The 24,558-nt window shown below is 65.2% G+C and carries 27 protein-coding genes and 2 tRNA genes; 15 read left to right on the plus strand and 14 right to left on the minus strand.

Annotated elements, in window-relative coordinates:
- Positions 1 to 15: 15 nt before the first annotated feature.
- The 3 genes from O6W96_RS07420 to O6W96_RS07430 all read right to left on the minus strand — a co-directional run bounded on the left by O6W96_RS07420 (position 16) and on the right by O6W96_RS07430 (position 3,419).
- Positions 16 to 498: a nuclear transport factor 2 family protein gene (locus tag O6W96_RS07420; protein ID WP_353468957.1), complete on the minus strand. Its 483-nt coding sequence runs from the start codon at positions 496 to 498 to the stop codon at positions 16 to 18.
- Between the two features lie 4 nt (positions 499 to 502).
- A complete protein-coding gene (locus tag O6W96_RS07425; RefSeq protein ID WP_353468958.1) occupies positions 503 to 2,104 on the minus strand; it encodes a carboxyl transferase domain-containing protein in 1,602 nt (533 codons plus the stop codon).
- Between the two features lie 148 nt (positions 2,105 to 2,252).
- A complete protein-coding gene (locus tag O6W96_RS07430; protein ID WP_353468959.1) occupies positions 2,253 to 3,419 on the minus strand; it encodes an isovaleryl-CoA dehydrogenase in 1,167 nt (388 codons plus the stop codon).
- 108 nt (positions 3,420 to 3,527) lie between these two features.
- On the opposite strand from O6W96_RS07430, the gene O6W96_RS07435 reads away from it, so the two are divergent.
- Complete coding sequence (locus O6W96_RS07435) at positions 3,528 to 4,421, plus strand: LysR family transcriptional regulator (protein ID WP_353468960.1); 894 nt, start codon at positions 3,528 to 3,530, stop codon at positions 4,419 to 4,421.
- 44 nt (positions 4,422 to 4,465) lie between these two features.
- On the opposite strand, the gene O6W96_RS07440 is transcribed toward O6W96_RS07435, so the two are convergent.
- A tRNA-Ala gene (locus O6W96_RS07440) sits at positions 4,466 to 4,541 on the minus strand.
- A gap of 82 nt (positions 4,542 to 4,623) precedes the next feature.
- Complete coding sequence (locus O6W96_RS07445) at positions 4,624 to 4,950, minus strand: TIGR02300 family protein (RefSeq protein WP_031395784.1); 327 nt, start codon at positions 4,948 to 4,950, stop codon at positions 4,624 to 4,626.
- Between the two features lie 99 nt (positions 4,951 to 5,049).
- Between O6W96_RS07445 and aroA the strand changes: the two genes are divergently transcribed.
- Positions 5,050 to 6,384, plus strand: coding sequence for a 3-phosphoshikimate 1-carboxyvinyltransferase (gene aroA / locus O6W96_RS07450; protein WP_353468961.1), 1,335 nt, complete (start codon positions 5,050 to 5,052; stop codon positions 6,382 to 6,384).
- A gap of 1 nt (position 6,385) precedes the next feature.
- On the plus strand, positions 6,386 to 7,024 hold the full coding sequence (gene cmk, locus O6W96_RS07455) for a (d)CMP kinase (RefSeq protein ID WP_056051420.1): 639 nt from the start codon (positions 6,386 to 6,388) through the stop codon (positions 7,022 to 7,024).
- Positions 7,025 to 7,300: 276 nt separating this feature from the next.
- Here cmk and O6W96_RS07460 read toward each other — a convergent pair whose 3' ends face one another.
- Positions 7,301 to 7,558: a SemiSWEET family transporter gene (locus tag O6W96_RS07460; RefSeq protein ID WP_353468962.1), complete on the minus strand. Its 258-nt coding sequence runs from the start codon at positions 7,556 to 7,558 to the stop codon at positions 7,301 to 7,303.
- 275 nt (positions 7,559 to 7,833) lie between these two features.
- Between O6W96_RS07460 and rpsA the strand changes: the two genes are divergently transcribed.
- The 6 genes from rpsA to O6W96_RS07490 all read left to right on the plus strand — a co-directional run bounded on the left by rpsA (position 7,834) and on the right by O6W96_RS07490 (position 13,635).
- Positions 7,834 to 9,552 carry a 30S ribosomal protein S1 gene (rpsA, locus tag O6W96_RS07465; RefSeq protein WP_056060414.1) on the plus strand — a complete coding sequence of 573 codons (1,719 nt, stop codon included), beginning with the start codon at positions 7,834 to 7,836 and terminating at the stop codon, positions 9,550 to 9,552.
- A 158-nt stretch (positions 9,553 to 9,710) separates the two neighbouring features.
- On the plus strand, positions 9,711 to 9,989 hold the full coding sequence (gene ihfB, locus O6W96_RS07470) for an integration host factor subunit beta (protein WP_353468963.1): 279 nt from the start codon (positions 9,711 to 9,713) through the stop codon (positions 9,987 to 9,989).
- Positions 9,990 to 10,092: 103 nt separating this feature from the next.
- A tRNA-Leu gene (locus O6W96_RS07475) sits at positions 10,093 to 10,176 on the plus strand.
- Positions 10,177 to 10,256: 80 nt separating this feature from the next.
- Positions 10,257 to 11,630: an ABC transporter substrate-binding protein gene (locus O6W96_RS07480; RefSeq protein WP_353468964.1), complete on the plus strand. Its 1,374-nt coding sequence runs from the start codon at positions 10,257 to 10,259 to the stop codon at positions 11,628 to 11,630.
- Between the two features lie 5 nt (positions 11,631 to 11,635).
- Positions 11,636 to 12,061, plus strand: a complete 426-nt coding sequence (locus O6W96_RS07485; protein ID WP_353468965.1) for a DUF4112 domain-containing protein — start codon at positions 11,636 to 11,638, stop codon at positions 12,059 to 12,061.
- Positions 12,062 to 12,339: 278 nt separating this feature from the next.
- A complete protein-coding gene (locus O6W96_RS07490; protein ID WP_353468966.1) occupies positions 12,340 to 13,635 on the plus strand; it encodes a glycoside hydrolase family 130 protein in 1,296 nt (431 codons plus the stop codon).
- 162 nt (positions 13,636 to 13,797) lie between these two features.
- Here O6W96_RS07490 and O6W96_RS07495 read toward each other — a convergent pair whose 3' ends face one another.
- A complete protein-coding gene (locus tag O6W96_RS07495; RefSeq protein ID WP_353468967.1) occupies positions 13,798 to 14,385 on the minus strand; it encodes an isochorismatase family protein in 588 nt (195 codons plus the stop codon).
- A gap of 81 nt (positions 14,386 to 14,466) precedes the next feature.
- Here O6W96_RS07495 and pncB point away from each other — a divergent pair, with 81 nt between their 5' ends.
- Complete coding sequence (gene pncB / locus O6W96_RS07500; RefSeq protein ID WP_353468968.1) at positions 14,467 to 15,771, plus strand: nicotinate phosphoribosyltransferase; 1,305 nt, start codon at positions 14,467 to 14,469, stop codon at positions 15,769 to 15,771.
- Between the two features lie 149 nt (positions 15,772 to 15,920).
- Here pncB and O6W96_RS07505 read toward each other — a convergent pair whose 3' ends face one another.
- Together O6W96_RS07505 and epsC are read right to left on the minus strand one after the other, a co-directional pair.
- Positions 15,921 to 16,259 (minus strand): DUF2794 domain-containing protein, encoded by a 339-nt coding sequence (locus tag O6W96_RS07505; RefSeq protein ID WP_353468969.1) that lies wholly within the window; start codon positions 16,257 to 16,259, stop codon positions 15,921 to 15,923.
- 13 nt (positions 16,260 to 16,272) lie between these two features.
- Positions 16,273 to 16,965, minus strand: a complete 693-nt coding sequence (gene epsC / locus O6W96_RS07510; protein WP_056057758.1) for a serine O-acetyltransferase EpsC — start codon at positions 16,963 to 16,965, stop codon at positions 16,273 to 16,275.
- 175 nt (positions 16,966 to 17,140) lie between these two features.
- Between epsC and O6W96_RS07515 the strand changes: the two genes are divergently transcribed.
- Entirely contained in the window at positions 17,141 to 17,908 is a 768-nt protein-coding gene (locus O6W96_RS07515; RefSeq protein WP_435372194.1) for a sulfite exporter TauE/SafE family protein, read from the plus strand.
- A gap of 131 nt (positions 17,909 to 18,039) precedes the next feature.
- Here the strand turns inward: O6W96_RS07515 and O6W96_RS07520 are convergent, their stop codons facing one another.
- Entirely contained in the window at positions 18,040 to 18,558 is a 519-nt protein-coding gene (locus O6W96_RS07520; RefSeq protein WP_128454214.1) for a carboxymuconolactone decarboxylase family protein, read from the minus strand.
- 128 nt (positions 18,559 to 18,686) lie between these two features.
- Entirely contained in the window at positions 18,687 to 19,232 is a 546-nt protein-coding gene (locus O6W96_RS07525; protein ID WP_353468971.1) for a peroxiredoxin, read from the minus strand.
- 147 nt (positions 19,233 to 19,379) lie between these two features.
- Between O6W96_RS07525 and O6W96_RS07530 the strand changes: the two genes are divergently transcribed.
- The 3 genes from O6W96_RS07530 (at position 19,380) to O6W96_RS07540 (ending at position 21,738) form a co-directional block, all read left to right on the plus strand.
- Positions 19,380 to 20,282 (plus strand): hydrogen peroxide-inducible genes activator, encoded by a 903-nt coding sequence (locus O6W96_RS07530; RefSeq protein WP_353468972.1) that lies wholly within the window; start codon positions 19,380 to 19,382, stop codon positions 20,280 to 20,282.
- 86 nt (positions 20,283 to 20,368) lie between these two features.
- Positions 20,369 to 20,995, plus strand: a complete 627-nt coding sequence (locus O6W96_RS07535) for a fasciclin domain-containing protein (RefSeq protein ID WP_435372195.1) — start codon at positions 20,369 to 20,371, stop codon at positions 20,993 to 20,995.
- Between the two features lie 134 nt (positions 20,996 to 21,129).
- Positions 21,130 to 21,738, plus strand: a complete 609-nt coding sequence (locus tag O6W96_RS07540; protein ID WP_353468974.1) for a fasciclin domain-containing protein — start codon at positions 21,130 to 21,132, stop codon at positions 21,736 to 21,738.
- Between the two features lie 109 nt (positions 21,739 to 21,847).
- Here the strand turns inward: O6W96_RS07540 and O6W96_RS07545 are convergent, their stop codons facing one another.
- The 3 genes from O6W96_RS07545 to pgsA are packed head-to-tail and all read right to left on the minus strand — an operon-like array spanning position 21,848 to position 23,105.
- The gene (locus O6W96_RS07545; RefSeq protein WP_353468975.1) at positions 21,848 to 22,297 is read right to left on the minus strand and encodes a molybdenum cofactor biosynthesis protein MoaE; all 450 of its coding nucleotides are present in this window, start codon (positions 22,295 to 22,297) and stop codon (positions 21,848 to 21,850) included.
- Positions 22,294 to 22,551 carry a molybdopterin converting factor subunit 1 gene (gene moaD, locus O6W96_RS07550; RefSeq protein ID WP_353468976.1) on the minus strand — a complete coding sequence of 86 codons (258 nt, stop codon included), beginning with the start codon at positions 22,549 to 22,551 and terminating at the stop codon, positions 22,294 to 22,296. The genes O6W96_RS07545 and moaD overlap by 4 nt, the downstream gene beginning before the upstream one ends.
- Positions 22,552 to 22,553: 2 nt before the next feature.
- On the minus strand, positions 22,554 to 23,105 hold the full coding sequence (pgsA, locus tag O6W96_RS07555) for a CDP-diacylglycerol--glycerol-3-phosphate 3-phosphatidyltransferase (protein ID WP_192974756.1): 552 nt from the start codon (positions 23,103 to 23,105) through the stop codon (positions 22,554 to 22,556).
- A 114-nt stretch (positions 23,106 to 23,219) separates the two neighbouring features.
- Between pgsA and O6W96_RS07560 the strand changes: the two genes are divergently transcribed.
- A complete protein-coding gene (locus O6W96_RS07560; RefSeq protein WP_353468977.1) occupies positions 23,220 to 24,545 on the plus strand; it encodes an MFS transporter in 1,326 nt (441 codons plus the stop codon).
- Positions 24,546 to 24,558: the final 13 nt, after the last annotated feature.

The raw sequence follows: 24,558 nt of genomic DNA on the forward strand, positions 1-24,558 counted from the left end.
GTAGGACAGAGCATGTCAGTTCGCGCATCCGGTGGTCCGCGAGGACCAGGTGATGTTGGCGATCTTCCAGCGGCCGGCTTCGCGGACCATGTCGAAATGGTCGGTGCCGCAATGCGCGACCTTGCCGTCGATCGTGAAGACGTAGGGCGACCAGACCATCGCGATGTCGCCGTCGATGTCGACCGCAGGATCGGTGAGCCGTTCGGCGTAGCGTTCGGGGCCTGGCTTGATCATGGCGGCGAACGCTGGCCAAGCCATGCGGCGGATGGTGCGCGTGCCGTCGGGCTTTTCCTCGGCGACGGTGGCGCCTCCGTCTGGGCGGACCTGAGCGAGGATGGCCTGGCCATCGCGCGCGGCTAGCGCGGCGAAGAGCGCGTCGATCGGGACCATGACGCCAGCTTCCTCGGTTGCGACGGCTGGCGGCAGGCCGGTGCCCTTGACGATCGGCTGGACCGGGGTGATCTGGCCGGCGGCGAGGAGAAGTGACAGCAGGATCATCGGGTTACATCCTGAACACGCCGAACGCGGGGCGTTCGGGGATGGGAGCGTTGAGCGTCGCGGCGAAGGCGAGGCCGAGCACGTCGCGCGTTTGGGCGGGATCGATGATGCCGTCGTCCCAAAGCCGCGCGGTGGCGTACCAGGGGTTGCCCTCGTCCTCGTATTTCTGCCGGACCGGGGCCTTGAAGGCTTCGGCCTGCTCGGGCGTCCAGCTTTCCGCGTCGCGGTGGACGGTGGCGAGGACCGAGGCGGCCTGCTCGCCGCCCATCACGCTGATCCGGCTGTTGGGCCAGGTGAACAGGAAGCGCGGCGAATAGGCACGGCCGCACATGCCGTAATTGCCCGCGCCGAAGCTGCCGCCGATCAATACCGTGATCTTCGGAACGGTCGCGGTGGCGACGGCGGTGACGAGCTTGGCGCCGTGCTTGGCGATGCCTTCCGCCTCGTATTTGCCGCCGACCATGAAGCCGGAGATGTTCTGGAGGAACAGCAGCGGGATCCTGCGCTGGCAGGCGAGTTCGATGAAGTGCGCGCCCTTCTGAGCGCTTTCGCTGAACAGCACGCCGTTGTTGGCGAGGATCGCGACCGGGATGCCCCAGATATGCGCGAACCCGCAGACGAGCGACGTGCCGTAGAGCGCCTTGAACTCGTGGAACTCGCTGCCGTCGACGAGGCGCGCGATCACTTCGTGGACGTCGTAGGGCGCGCGGACGTCGCTGGGGACGATGCCGTACAGCTCTTCGGGAGCGAACTTCGGCGGCCTGGGCTGCTGGAGGTTCACCGCGGTCTGCGCCTGCGGTTGCAGCGTCGAGACGATGTCGCGGACGATGGTCAGCGCGTGCTCGTCGTTCTCGGCGACGTGATCGACCACGCCCGAGCGGCGGCCATGCGTGTCGGCGCCCCCCAGTTCCTCGGCCGAGATGACTTCGCCGGTCGCGGCCTTCACCAGCGGTGGGCCGGCTAGGAATATCGTCCCCTGCCCACGGACGATGATCGTCTCGTCGGACATCGCGGGCACATACGCGCCGCCCGCGGTGCAGCTGCCCATGACGCAGGCGATCTGCGGGATACCGAGCGCGGACATATTGGCCTGGTTGAAGAAGATGCGGCCGAAGTGATCGCGGTCGGGGAAGACTTCCGCCTGGTGCGGCAGGTTCGCGCCGCCACTGTCGACGAGGTAGATGCAGGGGAGCCTGTTTTCCTGTGCGATCTCCTGCGCGCGGAGGTGTTTCTTGACAGTCAGCGGGTAGTAGGTGCCGCCCTTCACCGTCGCGTCGTTGCACAGGATCATGCACTGGCGGCCGGAGACGCGGCCGATGCCGGCGATAACGCCCGCGCCGGGGACTTCATCATCGTATAGGCCGTTCGCGACGAGCTGGCCGATCTCGAGGAACGGCGAGCCGGGATCGAGCAGGCGTTCGACGCGGTCGCGTGGGAGGAGTTTTCCGCGCGACGTGTGGCGCTCGCGGGACTTGGCGTTGCCGCCTAGCGCGGTACGGGCGACGTCGTCGCGGAGGGTTTCGGCGAGCGCGCGGTTGTGGGTCGCGTTGGCGCGGAAGGTTTCGCCGTCGGGGGACAGCGCGGAGGTCAGGACGGGCGCGGTCATGCCAATCCTCCCCGGCACGGGGAGGGGGACCGTTCGTCCGCTTGGGCGAAGGGTGGAGGGGGGCTTCCGTCGGCGTTGCGTGCGGGGTGAGCCCCCTCCACCGCTACGCGGTCCCCCTCCCCGTGCCGGGGAGGATTTGCGGTAGCCATTACTGTGCCACCTTGGGGGCGGCCCCAATCAACTCTCTGCCAATCAGCATCCGCCGAATCTCGTTCGTCCCAGCGCCGATGTCGAGCAACTTCGCATCCCGCATGAACCGCTCCACCGGCCAGTCCTTGGTGTACCCGGCCCCACCCAGCGCCTGGATCGACTCGAGCGATACCTTCACCGCGCTTTCGCTCGCCAGCAGGATCGCGCCCGCCGCATCGAACCGCGTCGTCTTGCCCGCATCGCACGACTTCGCCACCGCGTAGACATACGCGCGCGCCGAACTCAGCGCGACGTACATGTCGGCGACCTTCGCCTGGATCAGCTGGAACTGGCCGATCGCCGTGCCGAACTGCTTCCGCTCGCGCACATACGGGATCACGACGTCGAGGCACGCCTGCATGATGCCGAGCTGGATCCCGGCCAGCACCGCGCGCTCATAGTCGAGGCCCGACATCAAGACGCCGACGCCGCCATTCTCGGGGCCCATCACGTTCTCGAACGGGACCTCGCAATCGGTGAAGACGAGTTCCGCCGTGGGCGAGCCACGCATACCCATCTTGTCGATCTTCTGGCCGATCGCGAAGCCCGGCATGTCCTTCTCGATCAGGAATGCGGTGATCCCCCGCGAGCCCTCGCCGGTCTTCGCATAGACGACCAGCGTGTCGGCATAGGCCGCGTTGGTGATCCAGAACTTCGTGCCATTGAGGACGTAGCCGGTGTCGGTCTTCACCGCCTTGAGCTTCATCGAGACGACGTCGGAGCCCGCGCCCGCCTCGGACATGGCGAGGCTGCCGACATGCTCGCCGGACACGAGCTTGGGGAGATACTTGGCCTTCTGCTCGGGATTGCCCCAGCGGCGAATCTGGTTGACGCACAGGTTCGAATGCGCGCCGTAGCTGAGCCCGATCGACGCGGACGCGCGCGACACTTCCTCGACCGCGACGACGTGTTCGAGATAGCCGAGGCCGAGGCCGCCATACTCCTCCTCGACGGTGATGCCGTGGAGGCCGAGTTCGCCCATCGCCGGCCACAGTTCGCGCGGGAACCAGTCGTCGGCGTCGATCTTCGCAGCCAAGGGCGCGATCTTGCCGGTGGCGAAGCGGTGCGTGCTCTCGCGGATCATGTCCGCGGATTCGCCGAGCGCGAAATCGAAATCGGGTATCATGCAGCCTCTCCAGACCTTGTGTTGCCGGCATGATACCCGCTCGCGGTCCCTGAGAGAAATTGATACGACCGAACACATGCGATAGATCGTGTCTATGGTCGTACCGCTATGATCGAACGCTATGTGTTGCGCTATTTCCTGGCGGTCGTGGACCAGGGCAATTTCACGCGTGCCGCCGCGCAGTGCCGGATCTCGCAGCCGACGCTGTCGGTCGGGATCGCCAAGCTCGAGGCGTCGCTCGGGCAGACGCTGTTCCTGCGGACCAACCGGCGGATCGAACTCACCCCGTCGGGTACGCGGTTCGCGGTGCATGCGCGTCGGATCGAAGCCGAGTTCGCGGCCGCCGAGCGGGACTTGCAGGACACGGCTCCGACCAAGCTCGTCCGCCTCGGGATCGCGACGACGCTGCCGCCGTCCTGGATAGCGGCCGCGCTAAGCCGGGCGCGACGCGCCTCCAACACCGAACGCCTCGAAGTCGTCGAGGGACGGAGCAGCGAACTCGTCGCACTGCTCGATCGCGGGCGGATCGACGTGATGCTCGGCGCGATCGGCGACGATGCGCGCGGTCGCGTACTGTTCGAGGAAGGCTTCGCGGTCGCGGTGGCGAACGACCACCGACTGGCCGGACGCGCCACGCTCGCGGTCGCCGACGTCGCGGAGGAAACGATGATCGTCCGCCGCCACTGCGAAGCGCTGGCCGAAACGAGCCGCTTCTTCACCGCGCGCGGCGTACGGCCCTTCATGGCCGCCCGCACCGTCAGCGACGACCGCGCACTGACCTATGTCCGTGCGGGCCTCGGGATGACGGTCATGCCGTCGAGCTTTGCCAGCGAGGGCATCGCGATGATCCGGTTGACGGGCTTCGATCCGACGCGGCGCGTAGGCGTGCTGGTGGCGAACGATTCCGCCTCGCGGATCGAGGGAAGCGTCATGGTCGCAGCGATCGAGGAAACGTTCAGGGACCTGCAGGCGGCGGGAGCCGGTGTCGACGATCTCGTCTGACGCTATCTGAAAATCTGTCCCGGCGGACCGGTCATCAACGGAAATGGTGGAGCCGAGGGGGATCGAACCCCTGACCTTTCGCATGCCATGCGAACGCTCTCCCAGCTGAGCTACGGCCCCATTCCCGTTGGGAGGCGGGTCACTAACCGGACCCGCCCGGGTTGGCAAGCGGCGTAAATGCCGCTCGCCAAATTTATTCTACTTAACGCTCGTGCTCGTCCTGCGGCGTCTCGACGCCGAGGTCGTCGTCGCCGCCCAGATCGACTTCGTCGTCCGCCGACGGCTCTTCGTCCTCGCCGGTGATCGAGGCGATATCCTCTTCCTCGTCACCCTCGAGATCCGCGTCGGGCTTCTTGGTGTCGGGCTTGGCGACCTCGAACGGCAGCGGCTGCTTCGACTTCAGGATGGGCTCGGGCTCCCACGCATACCCGCATTCGATGCAGGTCACGGGGTCGGCTTTTTCGAGGTCGTAGAAACGCGTCGCGCATTTCGGGCACGAACGCTTCGTGCCCCATTCCGGCTTGATCATGCCGATAGAACCTTTCGGATGAATGGATTGCGGGGGGATACCCTCGCAAAGTGGGCGCGCCTTGCCATAGCGCAAGGCCACTGTCAAAAGCCCGGCCCCATGGCACACCCCCTCCCCACTTCGATGGACGTCGTCGCGCGCGGTCCTCTGACCGGTTCGATCGCGGTCCCCGGCGACAAGTCGATCAGCCACCGTGCGCTGATGTTCGCGAGCCTAGCGGTCGGCACCAGCCGGATCGAGGGGTTGCTGGAGGGCGAGGACGTGCTCGCCACCGCGGCCGCGATGCGCGCGATGGGTGCGACGATCGAGCGCGGCGAGGACGGCATCTGGACCGTGGACGGCGTTGGCGTGGGCGGCTTGCTCCAGCCCGAGACTGCGCTGGAGTTGGGCAATTCTGGCACGTCGACGCGGTTGCTGATGGGCCTCGTGTCGAGCCATCCAATTACTTGTACGTTTACCGGCGACGCTTCGCTGTCGGGTAGGCCGATGGGCCGCGTGATCGAGCCGTTGTCGCAGATGGGGGCCGACATCACGTCTTCGCCGGGCGGGCGGCTGCCGTTGATGGTACGCGGCATGTGCCCGGCGGTGCCGATCGAATACACGCTGCCGGTCGCGTCGGCACAGGTGAAGTCGGCGATTCTGCTGGCAGGGCTCAACACGCCGGGGATCACGCGCGTGATCGAGCCGGTCGCGACGCGCGATCATAGCGAGCGGATGCTGACCGGCTTTGGCGCCAAGCTGACCGTCGAAGAGACGAACCAGGGTCGTATCATTTCGATCACCGGCGAAGCCGAGTTGCGGCCACAGGATATCGTGGTGCCGGGCGATCCGTCGTCGTCGGCGTTCTGGCTGGTAGCGGCGTCGATCGTGCCGGGCTCGGATATCGTCGTGCGCAACGTCGGGCTGAACCCGACGCGGATCGGGATCGTCACCGCTCTGCGGATGATGGGCGCGGACATTACCGAGCTCGACCCGCGCACCGTTGGCGGCGAGCCGGTTGCGGACTTAAGGGTCCGGCATGCACCACTGACCGCGATCGAGGTGCCGGCCGATCTCGCTCCGAGCATGATCGACGAATATCCCGTGCTGTTCGTCGCCGCAGCGTTCGCGACCGGGACGACCATCGCACGCGGCGCGCATGAGTTGCGGGTCAAGGAATCGGACCGGATCACGACGATGCGGATCGCGCTCGAAGCGTGCGGCGTGGTTTGCGAAGAGTATGAGGACGGCATGGCGATCACCGGGTCGGGCGGCGCGGCGATTCGCGGTGGCGCTCGGATCGCCTCGAAACTCGACCACCGCATCGCAATGAGCATGGTCGTGGCTGGACTTGGCGCCGTTCAGGCCGTCACGATCGATGACGTATCGCCGGTGGCGACGAGCTACCCCGTGTTCTTCCGGTCGCTCGATGCGCTTACCGGCCGGGGGAATTAAGATGATCATCGCAGTCGACGGTCCGGCGGCATCGGGCAAGGGAACGATCGCGCGCGCCTTGGCTAAGCATTACAAGCTGCCGTATCTCGATACTGGGCTGCTCTACCGCGCGGTCGCGTTGAGCGTGGCGCGGATGGGGCTCGATCCGGAGACCGAAGCCGACGCGGTCGCGGCGTGCGATTTCAGCGATGCGCTGCTCAGCGATCCGGCGTTGCGTGATGACGATATCGGCGCGCTGGCGTCGGTGGTGTCGGCGCATCCGCTGGTGCGCGCGGCGTTGCTGCACCGGCAGAAGCGGTTCGCGGCGCAGGAGGGTGGCGCGATCCTCGACGGGCGCGATATCGGTACCGTGATCGCGCCGGATGCGGATGCGAAGCTGTTCGTGAAGGCCACGCCGAATATTCGGGCGCAGCGTCGGCATGCTGAGTTGCAGGCTCGGGGTGGGACGGCGAGCAAGGATCGGGTGCTGGCGGATATTCGGGCGCGGGATGCTCGGGATAGTGGGCGGTCTACTGCTCCCCTTGTGATGGCGGCGGATGCTGCGTTGCTGGATACGAGCTTTTTGTCGATCGAGGCTTCGGTGCAGCGGGCTGTTGCGCTGGTTGAAGCGCAGCGGGCGAAGAAGGCAGCTTCGGTTTAAGCCTTCCCCCCACCCCGGCGAGCGCACCACCCCGGCGAAGGCCGGGGCCCAGTTGGGGGACGTTGCTAACTGAGGGCAGCGCTAAGTTACTGCGACCTTTCCAACTGGGCCCCGGCCTTCGCCGGGGTGGTTGCCCTAGCGGTGAAGTAAACTTGTTTCCCCGCGAAGGCGGGGATCCAGACTGGGCTCCCGCCTTCGCGGGAGAACAAGGAAGCGGGGGCGCCGCCCGTTATTTTCCCCAGCCCCGGCGCTTACAGCGACGCGCCCCGCCCTCCACTAAAGCGCAGTAACCAGCGCCACCGCGCCGAACACCACCCCCGGAAAATTCGCCACGACGATCGGCCAGTCCCGCTTGTCCTTCAGAAACCCATACCCCACCCACAGCGCGCAATTGACCATCGTCGCGAACGGCTGGACCACCGATCCCTTCTGACCGCCAAGGTTCAGCATGATCTGGTCGATGTACGACAGGTACATCACGATCGCCGTCACGGTGGCGACCCAGCCCAGCACGAGAATGCCGCGTTCGTTCAAATCTTCGCTCCTGTTGTGAGCGGCCCCTAACGAAGCAGCGGCGAACTTGCTCCGAGACGGGGTTTCGGCTACACAGCGCCGTCCGGCGAGCGATGCTCGTGGAGGAAGGCGCGGAGACCCTCGAGTCTCACGCGCCGTTTTCGCATTCAGCGTCTACGTCCTCCGCGCCTCGTGCCGTCCGGATGCTGCGCCGGCGTTCGGTCGTCGCGGCAACGAAGGCCAAGACCAGCGGACCCAACCGCTTGGCCGGAAACAGACTAGGATTACTGAATTCTATGGCAACCCAGGTAATGCCGACCCGCGACGATTTCGCGGCGATGCTGAACGAAACGCTCGGCGACGCCGACAGCTTCGAGGGCCGCGTGGTGCATGGCACCGTGACCGGCATCGAGAACGACATGGCCGTCATCGACGTCGGTCTGAAGTCGGAAGGCCGCGTGCCGCTTCGCGAATTCGCAGCGCCGGGCCAGAAGGCTGACCTCAAGGTCGGCGACGAAGTCGAAGTCTATGTCGACCGCGTCGAGAACGTCCACGGCGAAGCGATGCTCAGCCGCGATCGCGCCCGCCGCGAAGCCGCATGGGACAAGCTGGAAACCGAATTCTCCAAGACGACCCGCGTCGAAGGCGTCATCTTCGGCCGCGTGAAGGGTGGCTTCACCGTCGACCTGAACGGCGCCGTCGCGTTCCTGCCCGGTTCGCAGGTCGATATCCGCCCCGTGCGCGATGTCACCCCGCTGATGGATATCCCCCAGCCGTTCCAGATCCTGAAGATGGACCGCAAGCGCGGCAACATCGTCGTATCGCGTCGCGCCGTTCTCGAAGAGACGCGCGCAGAGCAGCGTTCGGGCCTGATCCTCAGCCTGGCCGAGGGCCAGATCATCGACGGCGTCGTCAAGAACATCACCGATTACGGTGCGTTCGTTGATCTCGGCGGCATCGATGGCCTGCTGCACGTCACCGATCTCAGCTACAAGCGCGTCGGTCACCCGAGCGAAGTCCTGAACATCGGCGACACCGTCAAGGTGCAGATCATCCGCATCAACAAGGACACCCAGCGCATCAGCCTCGGCATGAAGCAGCTGGAGAGCGATCCCTGGGATGGCGCGATGGTCAAGTATCCGGTCGGCGCGAAGCTCACCGGCCGCGTCACGAACATCACCGAATATGGTGCGTTCGTCGAGCTGGAAGCGGGCATCGAAGGCCTCGTCCACGTGTCGGAAATGTCCTGGACCAAGAAGAACGTCCATCCGGGCAAGATCGTGTCGACCTCGCAGGAAGTCGACGTCATGGTCCTCGAAGTCGATTCCGAGAAGCGTCGTATCTCGCTCGGCCTCAAGCAGGCTCAGGCTAATCCTTGGGAGGCGTTCGCTGCCGCTCATCCGATCGGTTCGACCGTCGAAGGCGAAGTCAAGAACGCGACCGAGTTCGGTCTGTTCATCGGCCTCGACAACGACGTCGACGGCATGGTCCACATGTCCGACATCGCATGGGGTGTTTCGGGCGAGGACGCGCTCAACCTGCATCGCAAGGGTGAGACCGTCGAGGCCGTCGTGCTCGACATCGACGCCGAGAAGGAGCGTATCTCGCTCGGCATGAAGCAGCTCGAGCGTGGCGGGCCTTCGGCCGGCGGCATCGCAGCAGCAGGCGACAAGCTGAACAAGAACGCGATCGTCACCGTGACCGTTCTCGAAGTCCGCGACGCGGGCCTCGAAGTGCAGCAGGGCGACGATGGCGCGACCGGCTTCATCAAGCGCACGGATTTGGGTCGCGATCGCGACGAGCAGCGTCCGGAGCGTTTCCAGGTCGGCCAGAAGTTCGACGCGATGGTCACCGGCTTCGATCGTTCGAAGAAGCCGACCTTCTCGATCAAGGCCATGCAGATCTCGGAAGAGAAGCAGGCTGTCGCTCAGTACGGTTCGTCGGATTCCGGCGCGACCCTCGGCAACATCCTGGGCGAGGCTCTGAAAGCCCGCACGGACGCCGAGAAGAAGTAAGCTTAACGGCTTAGCGACAATTTGGCCCGGCATGTCTCGAACATGCCGGGCTTTTTTGTTTTGAGCCACTTTGGTTTTTGACTGTCCTTCGATTGGTGCTAATGACTCGCAGATTGACCTGTATCAACTTTAAGCTCTAAGAATGGGCGGGGGCTCGAATGATCCGATCTGAACTGGTCTTGAAGATTGCCGAAGCGCATCCGGACCTGGAACCGAACGAAGTCGAACTGATCGTCAGCACGTTCTTCGACGAGATATCGAAGCGGCTGGCCGACGACGGCCGGGTCGAACTGCGCGGTTTCGGTGCCTTCTCGACACGCGCCCGCGATGCCCGCACCGGCCGAAATCCCCGCACAGGTGAAGTCGTCGACGTCGACGCAAAGCGCGTGCCGTATTTCAAACCAGGCAAGGAAATGCGCGCACGTCTCAACGTGTGAGCGGTACCACCCCGCGCACGGCGCGCGTGGGGCTCAGTAATATGCAACGCATCCAGTAAGGTGGGTTGACCCGGCGGACGACCTCGTCTTGTTGGTGCCGTGTGCGGACGTGGCGAAACCGGTAGACGCAGGAGACTTAAAATCTCCCTCCCTAGGAATGCGGGTTCGAGTCCCGCCGTCCGCACCATTCGGGCTGTCCTGCTGGGCTTGGGCACTGTGGTCGTTGCCACCGCCCTGAACGGGTGCGATCGCCGGCCCGATACCGGTGTGGTTGTGGTCAGTGCGATCGGCGATCCGCCCCGCGTCGCCGATGCGAGCCGCGTGGTGCTCGACACCCCGTCCCGACTGATGATGGACTCCACCGCGCAAGGGTTGGTGCGGTTCGATGCCGGCGGGCAGATCGAACCGGGCTTGGCCGAACGCTGGATCGTGATCGACGGGGGCATGAGCTATATCTTCCGCCTGCGCGAGGGCGACTGGGGCGACGGCACGCCGGTCACCGCGGATCAAGTGGCAGCGATGCTCGAACGCCAGATCGGCCGGGACTCGCGCAACCCGCTCGCGCCGTTCCTGACCGCAATCGACGAGATCGTCGTGATGACGCCGCAGGTGATCGAGGTACGGCTGTCCCGCCCGCGCCCGGATCTCTTGAAACTGTTCGCGCAACCCGAACTTGCGTTGCTGCGGTTGCGCCCCTCGGGCGGTAGTGGGCCGTTCCGCGTTCTGCATCGCGGCCGTGCACCGCTGCTGCGCCCAGCATTCGATCCGAACCAGGCGGACCCCGACGACCAACGCGAGGCCAAGCCGGAGGAAGACGTCCGGCTGATCGGCGAACGTGCCGCGCGTGCGATCGCCCGGTTCGTCAATCGCGACTCCGACCTCGTCAGCGGCGGCAGTTTCGTCGATTGGCCGCTGCTGGCGACGACGGATATCGCTGCGGCCAACGTCCGCATGGACCCCGCAGTGGGCCTGTTCGGTCTTGCGATCGTCCGCCGCGACGGTTTCCTGGCGGACCCGCTCAATCGCGCCGCAGTCGCCGAGGCGATCGATCGCACGGCGCTGACCGCGGCAATCGCGCCTGCCTGGGATCCTGCAGATCGTATCCTGCCCGACATCCTCGATTCGGCTGCCCTGCCGCAGGTTCCCGCCTGGACGCTTCTGACGCAGGACGAACGCCGCACCGCCGCCCGGCAGCGCGTTGCGATGTGGACCGGCGGACCGATCGCCCTGCGGATCGCGCTACCGGCGGGTCCCGGGGCAACGCTGCTGTACGCACAGGTCGCCGCGTCGTTGATCGCGATCGGGATCACGCCGACACGAGTCGGCTTGGGCGATGCCGCAGACCTGAAGCTGATCGATGCGGTCGCGCCGTATGATAGCGCGCGCTGGTATCTGGCCACGGCGTGCGTCATCTGCGGCGAGGCGGCGCATGCAGCGCTGGAGGCGGCGCGCGAGGCGCCGTCGCTGGCGGAACGCGGGGTGCGGATTGCGGCGGCGGATGCGGCGCTGAACGAGGACGTCGCGTTCATTCCCCTGGCACGGCCGCTACGCTGGTCGCTGGTGTCTCCACGACTGCGGCAATGGCAGGCGAACCTGCGTGCGTGGCACCCGTTGAACCGGTTGCGCGCCGATACCAACTAAGCTGCATGAACCCACGCCTCACCCGCATCACCCCCGGCTCGATCCTCGAAACCCTGCCGATGGGCAAGGATGCGCTGTCCGTTCGCCGGCGGGTCGAGGCGATGGAGCGCGTGATGGAGGGGCTGTTCGTGATCCCCGGCACCAATCGAAAGGTCGGCCTGGACGTCGTGCTCGACCTGATTCCGTTCGCCGGCAGTACGATTGCGGCTGCCGTTGGCGGCTGGATGGTCTGGGAAGCACGCAACATCGGCATGTCGAAGATCCAGATGGCGCGGATGTTCGGCAATGTCGGGGTCGACTGGGCGCTTGGCATGATCCCTTTCGTCGGCGCGGTCCCGGATTTCTTCTTCCGATCGAACACGCGTAACCTGCGGATCATCAAGCGCCACCTCGACAGGAATTTCCCGTCGACAACCACGCTCGTCGGGTGACGCGGTAACGCGGTAACGCGGTAACGCTGCACGTCGCGCCTCCGAGGGGCAAACGTTCTGTACGGGTGCATGGCTAGGTCGGGCCTTGGAAGATACCGATCATCCTGCTGTTCTCCCCCAAGCCGCAACCTTCCACCGTTTTCCGGCTATGCCGACGATCTCGCGACTACCCTCTGCGTGACGGTCTTTTCATGTAGCTATACAGGCGGCTTCGGCGTTCATGGATGACACGATAGCGGTGTCGCCTTCTGTGTCTTGCCACCGCATTGGAGCTGACCATGGCCGAAACCGATCTCGTCGCCTTCTCGAATATCCAGCTTCGGCCCGATCCGTCGCGGACCGTGATCCGCCCGTTCAACGTCGACTATCCCGGTCCGTTCAAGGTGGCGGGCCACCCTCGCATCGAGCGCGTGATCGACCGCGTTCTGTCGCTGTCGCCCGACAAGCTTCATGCCGAACGCGAGCGCGTCACGGCGTCGCTCGACGAGCGCCACCGCGACGTCGACGACCTGCTGCTCCACCGCTTCGGCGAAGTCATGGCGATCGCGCCCGACACCCGCACGATCACGCGCGACCAGCAGGTGCTGATCGGCGCGTATCTCAGCGAGGAATATTCGTTCGAGGCCGCTGCGCTGTTCAACCCGAGCATGGTGCTGCACCCCGACCAGACCGATGCGCCCGACGAAGGTCTCCGCTTCATCCTGTCGCTGCGCGGCATCGGCGAGGGTCATGTCTCGTCAGTCACGTTTCGCACCGGGAGCTGGTCGCCGCAGGATGGATTCTCGGTCGATCCCGCCAGCCCGACCGCAGTGCCGCCGCGGATCGAGCCGTCGGACCAGGGCGCGACCGATGGCGGCCCCACCCGGCTGCAATGCGGCAATAGTCGCGAGCTGTCCGAAACCGTGATCTTCCCGATCCTGCCGAGCCAGCGCCAAGGGATCGAGGACCTGCGGCTCGTCCGGTTCGAGGATGCCGGCGAGGTCCAGTATCTCGGCACCTATACCGCGTTCAGCGGCTCGGAGACGCGCTGCGAACTGCTGCGCGGCGAGGACTTCAAGACGTTCGAGATGCAGCCGATGCGCGGCGCGGTCGCGGGTACCAAGGGGATGGCGCTGTTCCCGCGCAAGATCGACGGGCGCTTCGCGATGCTCGGGCGGCAGGACAACGAGAACATCTGGTATCTTACCTCGGACGATCTGCTGACCTGGGACGGGGGCACCAGGATCGTCGAGCCGAAATGGCCATGGGAGTTCATCCAGATGGGCAATTGCGGATCGCCGATCGAGATCGACGAGGGCTGGCTGGTACTAACCCACGGCGTCGGCAGCGTCCGCAATTACTGCGTTGGCGCGTGCCTGCTCGACAAGGCCGATCCGACCAAGCTGCTCGCGCGGATGACCGATCCGCTGATCGTGCCGAGCCCCAAGGAACGCGACGGCTATGTGCCGAACGTCGTCTACAGCTGCGGTGGGGTCGTGCACGGCCGCACGCTGCTGTTGCCGTTCGGGGTTGCCGACAATTTCGCGTCGTTCGCGACGGTGGATGTCGGGAGGTTGCTCGCGGCAATGGCGTAAGATCGGACTCCATCGATCCTCCCCCGCCAGGGGGGTGGCTGGCACTTGCCAGACGGAGGGGGGGACACGGAGCAGCGGTTCTCCCTTACCGCCCCCTCCGTCAGCCTTCGCCTGCCACCTCCCCCTGGCGGGGGAGGATCGCTCGTCCGGCGATCCATCAGGTCAGACGACGAGCGCCTTGCCCGCGAAATCTTCCGCCGCAACCACGTCGATCTGCCGTTCGATCCCGCGCGTCAGCCCTGCCGGCACAGTCACCGCGAAGTCACGCGCGATCAGTCCGTCGACGGCCCAGCGGACGCAGTAATCCGCCGCGACGCCGATCACCGTGACGTCGGTCACACCGTTCGCCGCGAGCGCTGCGAAAAAGTCTTCGCGCAAGATCGTCGGCTTGCTCGCATCGCGGGCGTCTTCGATCGCCAGCCCCGGTTCGGCCCACATGTCGAACACGCCCTTCTCGATCCGCCACGCCGGGATCGCCGGATCGACCAGCGCGACGTCGAGCATGTTGCCCCACCCTTTCGTGCCCCGCACGCAGTGGATCGGGAACATCTGTGCTTCGGACGAGGCGGCGTAGGTCTCGCGGAAATGCGTGTCGAACGTGAACAGGACACCCGCAGTGTCAGCAGCGGGCAGCGCCGACAGCCACGCCTGCATCGGCGCGACCAGTGCGTCGGCCCCCGCCACGCTCAGCGCGCCGTCGCCCGCCATGAAATCCCACTGCGTATCCACCACGACCACGAACCGCGCCATCGCCCGTCTCCTTTGGCCGCTGCTTGACACAAACGCGTCTTCTCGGACACCCGCACCGCAACAACGCAGGAGCCCATGCGCATGGCCGTGACCGATATCGCCACCCGGACGTACAATCATAATTTCCGGCTCGATCCGATCGTGCGCAGCCTGCTCGACACCGATTTCTACAAGCTGCTCATGTTGCAGATGATCCGGCAGGTGTATCCGGACGTCAGCGCCACCTTCGCGCTGATCAACCGGACGAAGACCGTGCGGCTGGCGGAGATCGTTGATGAGGACGAACTGCGCGCGCAACTCGATCATGCGCGGACGCTGCGGTTCGCGAAGAAGGAGCTGATCTGGCTCGCGGGCAACAGCTTCTACGGGAAGCAGAAGATGTTCGGGCCCGAGTTCCTCGCCTGGCTCGCCGAGTTTCAGCTGCCCGCCTACGACCTGCGGAAAGTCGACGGGCAGTACGAGCTGCATTTCGAGGGCCCGTGGACTCACACGACGATGTGGGAAATCCCCGCGCTGACGATCATCAACGAGCTGAAGTCGCGCGCCGCCCTGCGCGATCGCGGCCGGTTCGCACTCGACATCGTCTACGCGCGCGCCAAGGCCAAGCTGTGGGAGAAGGTCGAGCGGCTGCGCGAACTGCCCGACCTGGTGCTGTCGGACTTCGGCACGCGACGGCGGCACGGATTCCTGTGGCAGCGATGGTGCGTCGAGGCGCTGAAGGAAGGGCTCGGCGACCGGTTCATCGGTACCTCCAACGTGCTGCTCGCGATGGACGCCGACCTCGAAGCGATCGGCACGAACGCGCATGAACTGCCGATGGTGACCGCCGCGCTGGCCGACAGCGACGCCGAGCTTGCCGAGGCGCCGTACCGCGTGCTCGAGCATTGGCGGCAACATTATAACGGCAATTTGCTGATCGCCCTCCCCGACGCGTTCGGGACGACCGCGTTCCTGCGCAACGCGCCGCATTGGCTAGCGGAGTGGACCGGCTTCCGTCCCGACAGCGCGCCGCCGATCGCGGGCGGCGAGCAGATCATCCGCTGGTGGGAGGAGCAGGGCGTCGATCCGAAGACCAAGCTGCTGATCTTTTCCGATGGGATGGACATCGACACGATCGAGCAGACGTATCGACACTTCCACGGGCGGGTGCGGATGAGCTTCGGCTGGGGGACCAACCTGACCAACGACTTCCGCGGTTGCGATCCCGATGGGGCGGCGGCGCTGGAGCCTATCTCGCTGGTCTGCAAGGTGATCGAGGCGAATGGGCGGCCGGCGGTGAAGCTGTCGGATAATCCGGCCAAGGCGACCGGCGAGCCGAGCGAAATCGCGCGGTATCTGCGTGTGTTCGGGGAAGCTGACCGAGCGACGGCTCCGGTGCTGGTCTGATCGTCTAAATCCTCCCCCGCCAGGGGGAGGTGGCTGGCCCTTGCCAGACGGAGGGGGAGGAAAGGGAAACCTCGGTTCCGTATCCGCCCCCTCCGTCAGGCAAGCGCCTGCCACCTCCCCCTTGCGGGGGAGGATCAGGAATTCTCGCCCTATTCCTCGACCAGTTTCATAAACCGTCGCTCGACTGGCGCCAGCACCGGCCCGAGCTCATGCCCGCGCTTAACCACCGCGCCGGCCTCGCCGATCAGCGCCCACATCCCTTGCTTGTTACGCAACGACGGGCGCTTCTCGATCCTGAACTCCGGCCGTTCCGCGGCCCGGCGGAAGGCAGCGAACACCGCGGCGTCCTTGCCGAGATCGATCGCATAGTCGCGCCAGTGGCCCGCCGCGACCATCCGGCCGTAAAGGTCCAGGATCCGGTTCAGTTCAAGGCGTTCGAAGCCGACCTGCGTCGCCTTGGACGGTGTGGGAAAAGGTACGACGCCCATCAGCTATCACTCATCATGCACGGTCGCGGCGGTCCTCTGGATGTTCGTCGGCGAGCAGCGCGTCGAGCCGCTTGCGCATCGTCTCCAGCTCGCAGCGCATGATCTCCATCTTCTGCGTGGCGGGATCGAACATCTCGCTGCACGGCGTACCGTAAGGCACGAAGCGCGGCACCTCGGGCGCGTTGCCACCCTCTATCGTCGTCGCGCGCGCGGGGATGCCGACCACCGTCGTTCCCGCCGGCACGTCGCGCGTGACGACCGCGTTGGCGCCGACGCGCGAGCGCTTGCCGAGCGTGATCGGGCCGAGCACCTGCGCGCCCGAACCGATGATCGCGCCGTCGGAGATGGTCGGGTGGCGCTTGCCCTGCACGCCGTTGTCGGGGCTGGTGCCGCCTAACGTGACGCACTGGTAGATCGTGACGTCGTCGCCGATCTCCGCGGTCTCGCCGATCACGACGAAACCGTGGTCGATGAAGAAATTGCGGCCGATCGTCGCACCCGGATGGATGTCGATCGCCGTCGTGAAGCGCGACCAGTGATTGACGCAGCGCGCGAGGAAATAGAGCTTCGCCTTGTACAGGCGGTGCGCGATGCGGTGATAGCCGAGCGCCCAGACGCCGGGATACAGCATGATTTCGGCGCGCGAATGCGGGGCGGGATCGCGGGCGCGGATCGAATCCAGATAGGCCAGTAATCCGCTCGACATCCGCAGTCCCCTTCGCGATTTCCGTATCTAGGGTATCGAACGACCGATTTCCAGAACCGGGCGCAAGGGCCGCCTCAGGCCCCCACATCGGACTGCCGGGATCGGGGTAAAGCCTATCTTTGTTGTGGGATAAGCCCGCACGTTGCAGTCTGGGCGGAATATTGAGGGGATGCCGATGTTCGACCTGACGACCTTGAACTTCGAGACGCTATTGCCGTTCATCCTGGTCGGGTTCGCCGCGCAGATCGTCGATGGCGCGCTGGGGATGGCGTTCGGGGTGATCTCGAACACGCTGCTGCTCTGGGTCGGCGTGCCACCGGCTGCGGCGTCGGCGGGCGTGCATACCGTCGAGACCTTCACCACCGCAGTGTCGGGGATCAGCCATGTGCTGCACAAGAACGTCAACTGGACGCTGTTCCTGCGGTTGATGATCCCGGGCGTGATCGGCGGCGTGCTGGGCGCGTACGTGCTGTCGAACATCGATGCGAGCACGGCGAAACCGTTCATCCTCGCGTATCTGACGTCGATCGGCGTGTATCTGCTATACCGGGGCTTGCGCTATCCGCCCAAGCAGAAGGAGCCGAAGATCGTCGAGCCGCTCGGGCTGGTCGGCGGGTTCCTCGACGCGGCGGGCGGTGGCGGCTGGGGGCCGGTGGTGACGTCGAACCTGCTGGTGCAGGGCGCGTCGCCGCGGACCACGATCGGTACGGTCAACACCGCGGAATTCTTCCTGACCGCGACGATCTCGGCGACGTTCATCACGCAGCTTGGCTGGGCGGCGTTCACGCAGGCCACCGTGGGGCTGTTGATCGGCGGCGTGCTGGCGGCACCGTTCGGCGCGATGCTGGCGAAGCGCGTGCCGGCGAAGACGCTGATGGTGCTGGTCGGTGTGATCCTGACGATCACGAGTTTGTTCGGCCTATACCGCGCGATCTGGCACTAAGTCCTTCCCCCGCCAAACTCGCTCCCGTCATCCTGGCGAACGCCAGGATCCAGAGTATCGGGCGCTACCGTCTTGGCTCTGGATCCTGACTTTCGTCAGGATGACGGAAGCGGTTTGGGAGGGGGATTACTTCACAACGTCGCGTGGACCGTCGCGACCGCGGCCATCACCGCGCCGATCCGCACCGACGTCTGGATCGCTTCCGCGGTCACGCCGGCCTTCTTCAAAATCTGCTCGTGGCTGTCGATGCACATGCCGCAGCCGTTCATCGCCGACACGGCGAGGCTGAACAGCTCGAAATCGACCTTGTCGATGCCGGGCTGGCCGATCACGTTCATCCGCAGCTTGGCGGGCATGTTGCGGTATTCCTGGTTCCCGGCGAGGTGCGTGAACCGGTAATAGACGTTGTTCATCGCCATCACCGCAGCCGCCGCGCGCGCCGCGTTCGCGGCTTCCGGCGAGAGCTTCGGCGCGCATTCGGCCTCGGCGGCCTCGACCAGCGGCTTGTAGCCCGAGCCGTGCGCGCACGTAAGCAGCAGGCCGTATTTGCGCTGGTCGGACAGATGCGTCTCGTTCAGCAGCGAGCCGACGTTGAGACGGATGTCCTTGGCGTAGTCGGGCAGCGTACCCGCAAATTCCTTGAGCGACATGATAATTCCTTTTGCTCCCCTTCCGCCTGCGGGAGGGGTTGGGGGAGGGACTGGAGACAAAAAGAGAGGGCGGCCCGTGTGGACACGCCCTCCCCCAACCCCTCCCGCAAGCGGGAGGGGAGTTTCAGTTACGCAGCGAGCTGGAGGACGTCGTCGCCCTTGTTCCAGTTGCACGGGCAAAGCTCGTCGGTCTGCAGTGCGTCGAGCACGCGGAGCGTCTCGGCGGGGTTGCGGCCGACGTTCAGGCCGTTGACCTGGACCGCCTGGATCACGTTGTCGGGGTCGATGATGAAGGTCGCACGGAACGCGACATGCTCGTTCTTGTCGACGATGCCGAGCGCGTCGGCGAGCTTCGCGCCGTTATCCGCGAGCCACGGGAAGTCTGCTGCGGCAAGGTCCGCGTCCGACTTGCGCCAGGCGAGGTGGACGTGCGCGGTGTCGGTCGACGCGCCGATCAGGATGGCATCGCGGTCCTCGAAATCGCCGCGGATGTCGCTGTAGCCGACGATCTCGGTCGGGCACACGAACGTGAAGTCCTTTGGCCAGTAGAACAGCACCTTCCACTTGCCGGGATATGCCGTCGTCAGGTCGAGCGTCTCGCCGGCGGGCAGCGCTGCAATGCCCTGCTGGACGGGAATGGTCATCGAGGGGAACTGGTCGCCGATGGTCAACATGATGGAAGCCTCCTGGAATTAAACTTGGCTCCAGGCATCCTCAAAGGCGGCGGTTGGCCCGCTCGGTTGTTGTGCATTGCGGTATAGGGGGCTGGTGTAATCGATCCAACGCTCTATTTATCATCTGATGATCGATAGAGGCGATTAATGGCTGCGACCTACCTACCCACGTTGAAACAGTTGCAATATCTGGTTGCGCTGAAGGACCACGGCCATTTCGGACGTGCCGCGGAGGCGTGTTTCGTGACGCAATCGACGCTGTCGGCGGGCCTTCGCGAGCTCGAAACGCTGATTGGCGTGGTCCTGGTCGAGCGCACCCGGCGAGTCGTGCGGTTCACGCCGCTGGGCGACGGGATCGCCGACAAGGCGCGGCGTGTGCTGCGCGAGGCGGAGGAACTAGGCGACATGGCGCGCGCCGCCGGCCAGCCATTGTCCGGCGACATGCGGATGAGCGTCATCCCGACGATCGCGCCGTTCATGCTGCCGAGGATCCTGCCACGGCTGCGGAAGGACTATCCCGACCTGAAGCTGTTCCTGCGCGAGGAGGCGAGCGGTCCAGCGTGCGAGGGTCTTCACAACGGCCGCACCGATTGCGTGCTGCTGGCCCTTCCCTACGCATGCGGCGAGGTGACGTCGGAAACCTTGTTCGAGGATCGGTTGTTCGTGGCGTATCCTTCGGGCGAGGTCCCCTCCGCACTTCCCGCAATCCCCGCCTCGGTGATCGACGAGACGCGGTTGCTGCTGCTTGAAGACGGGCATTGCCTGAAGGACCATGCGCTCGGCGCCTGCAATCGGCCCGAACTGCGTGCGGAAGCGACGATGCTCGGCACGTCGCTGCATACAATCGTGCAGATGGTCGACAACGGCCTCGGTATCACGATGCTGCCCGAAATGGCGATCAAGGCGGGCATCCTCGACAACACCAGCATCACGGCGCGGCCGCTCGACGAGATCAACGCAGTGCGGCGGATAGCCTTGGTGTGGCGGCGCGCGAGCCCCCGCGAGAAGGACTTCAGGCTGATGGCGAAGGCGCTGGCCGACATTCAGTAGGGGCGCGCCTCACCCCGAGATCGGCACGCTTGCGCAACCAACTCGGCGTTCGATCGTATGGTTCGCGAGTTCCCGCTGGAGACCCGATGATGTCGAAGACGCTTCCGCTACTGCTGATCACCAGCGCGCTGGCGCTTGCTGCGTGCAGTGGCAAATCGAAGGACGACGTGGCCAGTCCGTCTACCAATCCCGCGCTGTCGGTCCCGAACGGCCCGCCCGCGGTCGCCAACCCGACCGTCGGCGGCGTGCCGATGATGGCGACCCGGACGATCGTCGACAACGCGTCGGCCGCCCCCAACCTGTCGACTCTGGTCGCCGCGGTCAAAGCAGCAGACCTGGTCGGCACGCTATCCGGTCCCGGCCCCTTCACCGTGTTCGCGCCCACCAACGACGCATTCGGGCGGCTCGCACCTGGGATGGTCGACACGCTGTTGAAGCCCGAAAACAAGGCCTCGCTCACCAAGGTGCTGACCTACCACGTCGTGCCGGGCGTCATTACCGCCGACGATCTGCGCCAGCGCATCACGGCGGGCGGCGGCACTGCGACGCTGACCACGGTCGAGGGCGATCCGATCACTGCGACGATGGTCGGCGCCGTGATCGCGCTCACCGACGTCAACGGCAACAAGAGCTATGTGGAAACGGCCGATGTCCGACAGTCGAACGGCGTCGTGCATGTAGTCAACGGTGTGATCGTGCCGAAATTGAGCTGATCCGGGCAGTGCAATGCTCGTTTCATCGCACATACGCTACAAATCGTCGGCATAATCGTTGAGATCGACTGTCCGTTACCCAAATCTCTTCGTTCGAGTTTCATTCGTCCCATCCACAATATCTGGAGTTGCAGATGACTGTTAAGACCAACCTTCTCATTGCAGTCGCTTCGAGCATGATCTTCGCCGCAGGTGCGTCCGCGCAGACCGCGCCGGTCGAGACGACCGCGACACAGACCCCCGCAGCGCCAGCCGCAGCAGCTCCCGCGGCACCGGCAGCGGCACCGACGACGACTATTGCCGCCGCGCTGCCGACCCTGCCGAACCGCGCGACGCTGACCAAGCTGGTCACGGCGGCCAAATTGCAGACGACGCTGGCAGGTCCCGGTCCGTTCACCGTCTTCGCGCCTAGCGACGAGGCCTTCACGCGATTGCCTGCCGGTGCGCTCGATACGCTGCTGAAGCCTGAATCCGCCCCCACGCTGGCAACGATCATCAAGTATCACGTTATCGCTGGTGCGGTGACCTCGGACCAGCTGAAGGCGCAGATCACCGCTGGCGGTGGCAAGGCGACGCTGACCACGCTCGCGGGCCAGCCGCTGATCGCTTCGCTTGGTCCGAACGGCAATATCGAGCTGACCGACACCGCCGGAATCAAGTCGTACGTCGATACGGCCGATATCAAGGAGACGAACGGCGTCGTCCACCTGACCAACGGCATGAGCGTTCCGAAGCTCGGCTGATTGAATTGCGGGCTGCGACTTTTACAAAGGTCGTGGCCCGCATGTCGTTTCCGCGCGAAGGCGGGGAACCAGTCTGGGCTCCTGCCTTTGCAGGAGAACATACTTTAGTTTAGCCCTGCGGCTTATCCCAGCGTGCAGCCGCCGCGTTATCGCCATCGCGCGCTTCGACCCAGCTTGCCGTCGCACCTCGCGTCTCACGCTTCCAGAACGGGGCGTCGGTCTTCAGGCGATCGATCAGATACGCGCAGGCCTCGAGCGCTGCCCCGCGATGCGCAGCCGTCGCCGCGACGAACACGATCCGCTCACCCGGAGACATCGGCCCAACGCGGTGTACTATGATCGCCGTACTCAGCGCCCAGCGCTCAACCGCTCCCTCGGCAACTTTCAGCAATGCCGCTTCAGTCGCGCCAGGATAATGCTCGAGTTCGAGCGTCCCCACACCGTCGTCAGCACGCACCAGCCCGGTGAACGTCGCCACCGCCCCCGCGCCTGCCGCCTCCGCGCGCGCCATCTCGGCAGCGATATCGATCGCAGACTGCTGAACCGAAATGTGGATCATCCGCCGGTCACCGGTGGGAAGATCGCGATCTCCTGCGCGCGACCGATCGGCGTATCGAGCGGCACGAAATCCTGATCGATCGCCGCACGCAACCGCAATCGGTTCTCGAATGCGCCGGCATGTGCTGGGCTTGTCTCGGCCAGCCAGTCGACCAGATCAGCCACCGTCACGACGCTCGCCGGCGGCTCGACCGACTCTTCACCCGTGCCGATACGCTCGCGCACCCAGGCGAAATACACCATTCGTACCGTCATTTTCAGTCCATGTGCTTCAGGCCGACGCGGAGATAATCCCACCCGGTCAGCAACGTAAGGACGGCCGCGCCCCACAAGGCGACGATGCCGACATTATGCACCCAGACCATCTCGGGCACCGAGCCGCCGAGTATGATCCCGCCGAGCGACACGAGCTGCAGCGTCGTCTTCCACTTGGCGAGCTGCGATACGGGCACCGAGACCTGTACCTGCGCCAGGAACTCGCGAAGTCCCGACACCGCGATCTCGCGCAACAGGATCACCAGCGCGGCGATCACGTGGATCCCGGCGATATCGCGCGTACCGACCAGGATCAGGATCACCGCGGCGACCATGATCTTGTCGGCGATCGGATCGAGAAAGATCCCCAACCGCGACACCGCACCGCTCGACCGCGCGAGATAACCGTCGAAATAATCGGTGATGCCCATCAGGCAGTACAGCACGAAGGCGATGCCGTACCCAGCCTCCCAGTCGGGCCACCACAGGAACCAGACCAGCAGGGGTACCGCGACGATCCGCGACAATGTCAGGAGGTTAGGCAAGCTCAGCACCCACCACCTCTATACCGGTCGGTCGCGGGGCGAAACCGGTTTAAGCGTTGGCGTGGGCATGGCGCTCAGCTAAGGGTTTGGCGTATTTTCGCAACGATCTGGGCGATTTCTCGCATGCTCAATGCCCTTGGGTTGCTGAAGCAACGTCGCTTCCTGCCCCTGTTCACCACGCAGTTTCTCGGCGCGTTCAACGACAACCTGTTCAAGACCTCGATGGTCCTGTTCGCCACCTATGCCGTCTTCAACGACCCGAAGATGGAGGCGAACTTCAACGCGCTGGCGACGGGACTCGGCATCTTGCCGTTCTTCCTGCTGTCCGCGCTCGCTGGGCAACTGGCGGACAGCCATGACAAGGCGCGGATCATCCGGATCGTGAAGACGGTCGAGATCGGCATCATGCTGCTCGGCGCGACCGGGTTGATGGTCGCGCGCGCCGGGCATCCGTCGCTCGGAATCGGGCTAATGCTCGGCGCGGTGCTGTGCCTCGGCGTGCATTCGACCTTCTTCGGCCCGATCAAATACGCGATCCTGCCGCAGCATCTTAAACCGTGCGACGTGCTCGGCGGCACTGGCCTCGTGGAGGCCGGGACGTATCTCGCGATCCTGCTCGGCACGGTAACCGCCGGCTGGATCCCGATCGAGGGCGCCGCCGCCAGCGTGTTGGTCGTCGCGGTGATCGGCTGGTTCGCGGGTCGTCAGGTGCCGCCAGCACCGCGCGAAGGCCCCCCGCTCAAGCTCGACTACAACCCGTTCACCGCCTCGTGGCGGTTGATCAGCGCGACGCTGCACATCCCGCGGCTGTTCCTGGCGATCGTCGCGATCAGCTTCTTCTGGACGATCGGTGCGGTGCTGATCATCGTCTTCCCGCCGCTGGTGAAGAACGTGCTGACCGCCGACGAGCGAGTCGCCAGCTTCGTGATCGCGGTGTTCTCGGTCGGGGTCGCGATCGGTTCCGTCGTGATCAACTCGATGCTGCGTGGACGCATCTCGGCGAAGTTCTCGCCCGCGTCGGTGATCGCGATGGGCGGGTTCGTCGTGCTGTTCTCGTTCCTCGCGCGCAACTGGACGCCCGCGGCTCCGGGGCATTATTACGATTGGGCCGGATTCATCCATCAGCCGGGTGCGATCCCCGTGCTGGCGACGCTGCTGGCGATCGCGATCACCGGCGGGATGTTCGTCGTGCCGCTCTATGCGTTCCTGACGACGACCGTCGAGAAGGACCAGACCGCGCGCACCGTGGCGGCGAACAATGTCGTCAATTCAGGCGCGATGACGATCGGCTCGATCCTCGTCATCGGTATCACCGCGATGGGCGTGACGCCCGAGGACATGCTGTTTCTCGTGGCAGCGATGTGCCTCGTCTCGGCATGGCTCGCGCAGAAACTGCACCGGGCCTGCGACGACGACGCGATCGGGTGTTTGCCGACGCTGAGGGGCTAGCTCGTTAACCGGT

It is taken from the genome of Sphingomonas faeni, assembly GCF_040407495.1.
GTDB lineage: Bacteria > Pseudomonadota > Alphaproteobacteria > Sphingomonadales > Sphingomonadaceae > Sphingomonas > Sphingomonas faeni_D.

What these genes read in the sequence shown, in the direction of transcription:
- epsC (WP_056057758.1), bottom strand. Translation starts at nt 16,965, where the DNA reads ATGTCGAGCGGATTACTGGCCTATCTGGATTCGATCCGCGCCCGCGAT.
- O6W96_RS07420 (WP_353468957.1), bottom strand. Translation starts at nt 498, where the DNA reads ATGATCCTGCTGTCACTTCTCCTCGCCGCCGGCCAGATCACCCCGGTC.
- moaD (WP_353468976.1), bottom strand. Translation starts at nt 22,551, where the DNA reads ATGACGGTACGAATGGTGTATTTCGCCTGGGTGCGCGAGCGTATCGGC.
- O6W96_RS07495 (WP_353468967.1), bottom strand. Translation starts at nt 14,385, where the DNA reads ATGGCGCGGTTCGTGGTCGTGGTGGATACGCAGTGGGATTTCATGGCG.
- O6W96_RS07425 (WP_353468958.1), bottom strand. Translation starts at nt 2,104, where the DNA reads ATGACCGCGCCCGTCCTGACCTCCGCGCTGTCCCCCGACGGCGAAACC.
- O6W96_RS07430 (WP_353468959.1), bottom strand. Translation starts at nt 3,419, where the DNA reads ATGATACCCGATTTCGATTTCGCGCTCGGCGAATCCGCGGACATGATC.
- ihfB (WP_353468963.1), top strand. Translation starts at nt 9,711, where the DNA reads ATGATCCGATCTGAACTGGTCTTGAAGATTGCCGAAGCGCATCCGGAC.
- O6W96_RS07525 (WP_353468971.1), bottom strand. Translation starts at nt 19,232, where the DNA reads ATGTTGACCATCGGCGACCAGTTCCCCTCGATGACCATTCCCGTCCAG.
- pncB (WP_353468968.1), top strand. Translation starts at nt 14,467, where the DNA reads ATGGCCGTGACCGATATCGCCACCCGGACGTACAATCATAATTTCCGG.
- O6W96_RS07520 (WP_128454214.1), bottom strand. Translation starts at nt 18,558, where the DNA reads ATGTCGCTCAAGGAATTTGCGGGTACGCTGCCCGACTACGCCAAGGAC.
- aroA (WP_353468961.1), top strand. Translation starts at nt 5,050, where the DNA reads ATGGCACACCCCCTCCCCACTTCGATGGACGTCGTCGCGCGCGGTCCT.
- rpsA (WP_056060414.1), top strand. Translation starts at nt 7,834, where the DNA reads ATGGCAACCCAGGTAATGCCGACCCGCGACGATTTCGCGGCGATGCTG.
- O6W96_RS07560 (WP_353468977.1), top strand. Translation starts at nt 23,220, where the DNA reads ATGCTCAATGCCCTTGGGTTGCTGAAGCAACGTCGCTTCCTGCCCCTG.
- O6W96_RS07535 (WP_435372195.1), top strand. Translation starts at nt 20,369, where the DNA reads ATGATGTCGAAGACGCTTCCGCTACTGCTGATCACCAGCGCGCTGGCG.
- O6W96_RS07490 (WP_353468966.1), top strand. Translation starts at nt 12,340, where the DNA reads ATGGCCGAAACCGATCTCGTCGCCTTCTCGAATATCCAGCTTCGGCCC.
- O6W96_RS07505 (WP_353468969.1), bottom strand. Translation starts at nt 16,259, where the DNA reads ATGGGCGTCGTACCTTTTCCCACACCGTCCAAGGCGACGCAGGTCGGC.
- O6W96_RS07435 (WP_353468960.1), top strand. Translation starts at nt 3,528, where the DNA reads ATGATCGAACGCTATGTGTTGCGCTATTTCCTGGCGGTCGTGGACCAG.
- O6W96_RS07540 (WP_353468974.1), top strand. Translation starts at nt 21,130, where the DNA reads ATGACTGTTAAGACCAACCTTCTCATTGCAGTCGCTTCGAGCATGATC.
- cmk (WP_056051420.1), top strand. Translation starts at nt 6,386, where the DNA reads ATGATCATCGCAGTCGACGGTCCGGCGGCATCGGGCAAGGGAACGATC.
- O6W96_RS07485 (WP_353468965.1), top strand. Translation starts at nt 11,636, where the DNA reads ATGAACCCACGCCTCACCCGCATCACCCCCGGCTCGATCCTCGAAACC.
- O6W96_RS07530 (WP_353468972.1), top strand. Translation starts at nt 19,380, where the DNA reads ATGGCTGCGACCTACCTACCCACGTTGAAACAGTTGCAATATCTGGTT.
- O6W96_RS07515 (WP_435372194.1), top strand. Translation starts at nt 17,141, where the DNA reads ATGTTCGACCTGACGACCTTGAACTTCGAGACGCTATTGCCGTTCATC.
- O6W96_RS07445 (WP_031395784.1), bottom strand. Translation starts at nt 4,950, where the DNA reads ATGATCAAGCCGGAATGGGGCACGAAGCGTTCGTGCCCGAAATGCGCG.
- O6W96_RS07545 (WP_353468975.1), bottom strand. Translation starts at nt 22,297, where the DNA reads ATGATCCACATTTCGGTTCAGCAGTCTGCGATCGATATCGCTGCCGAG.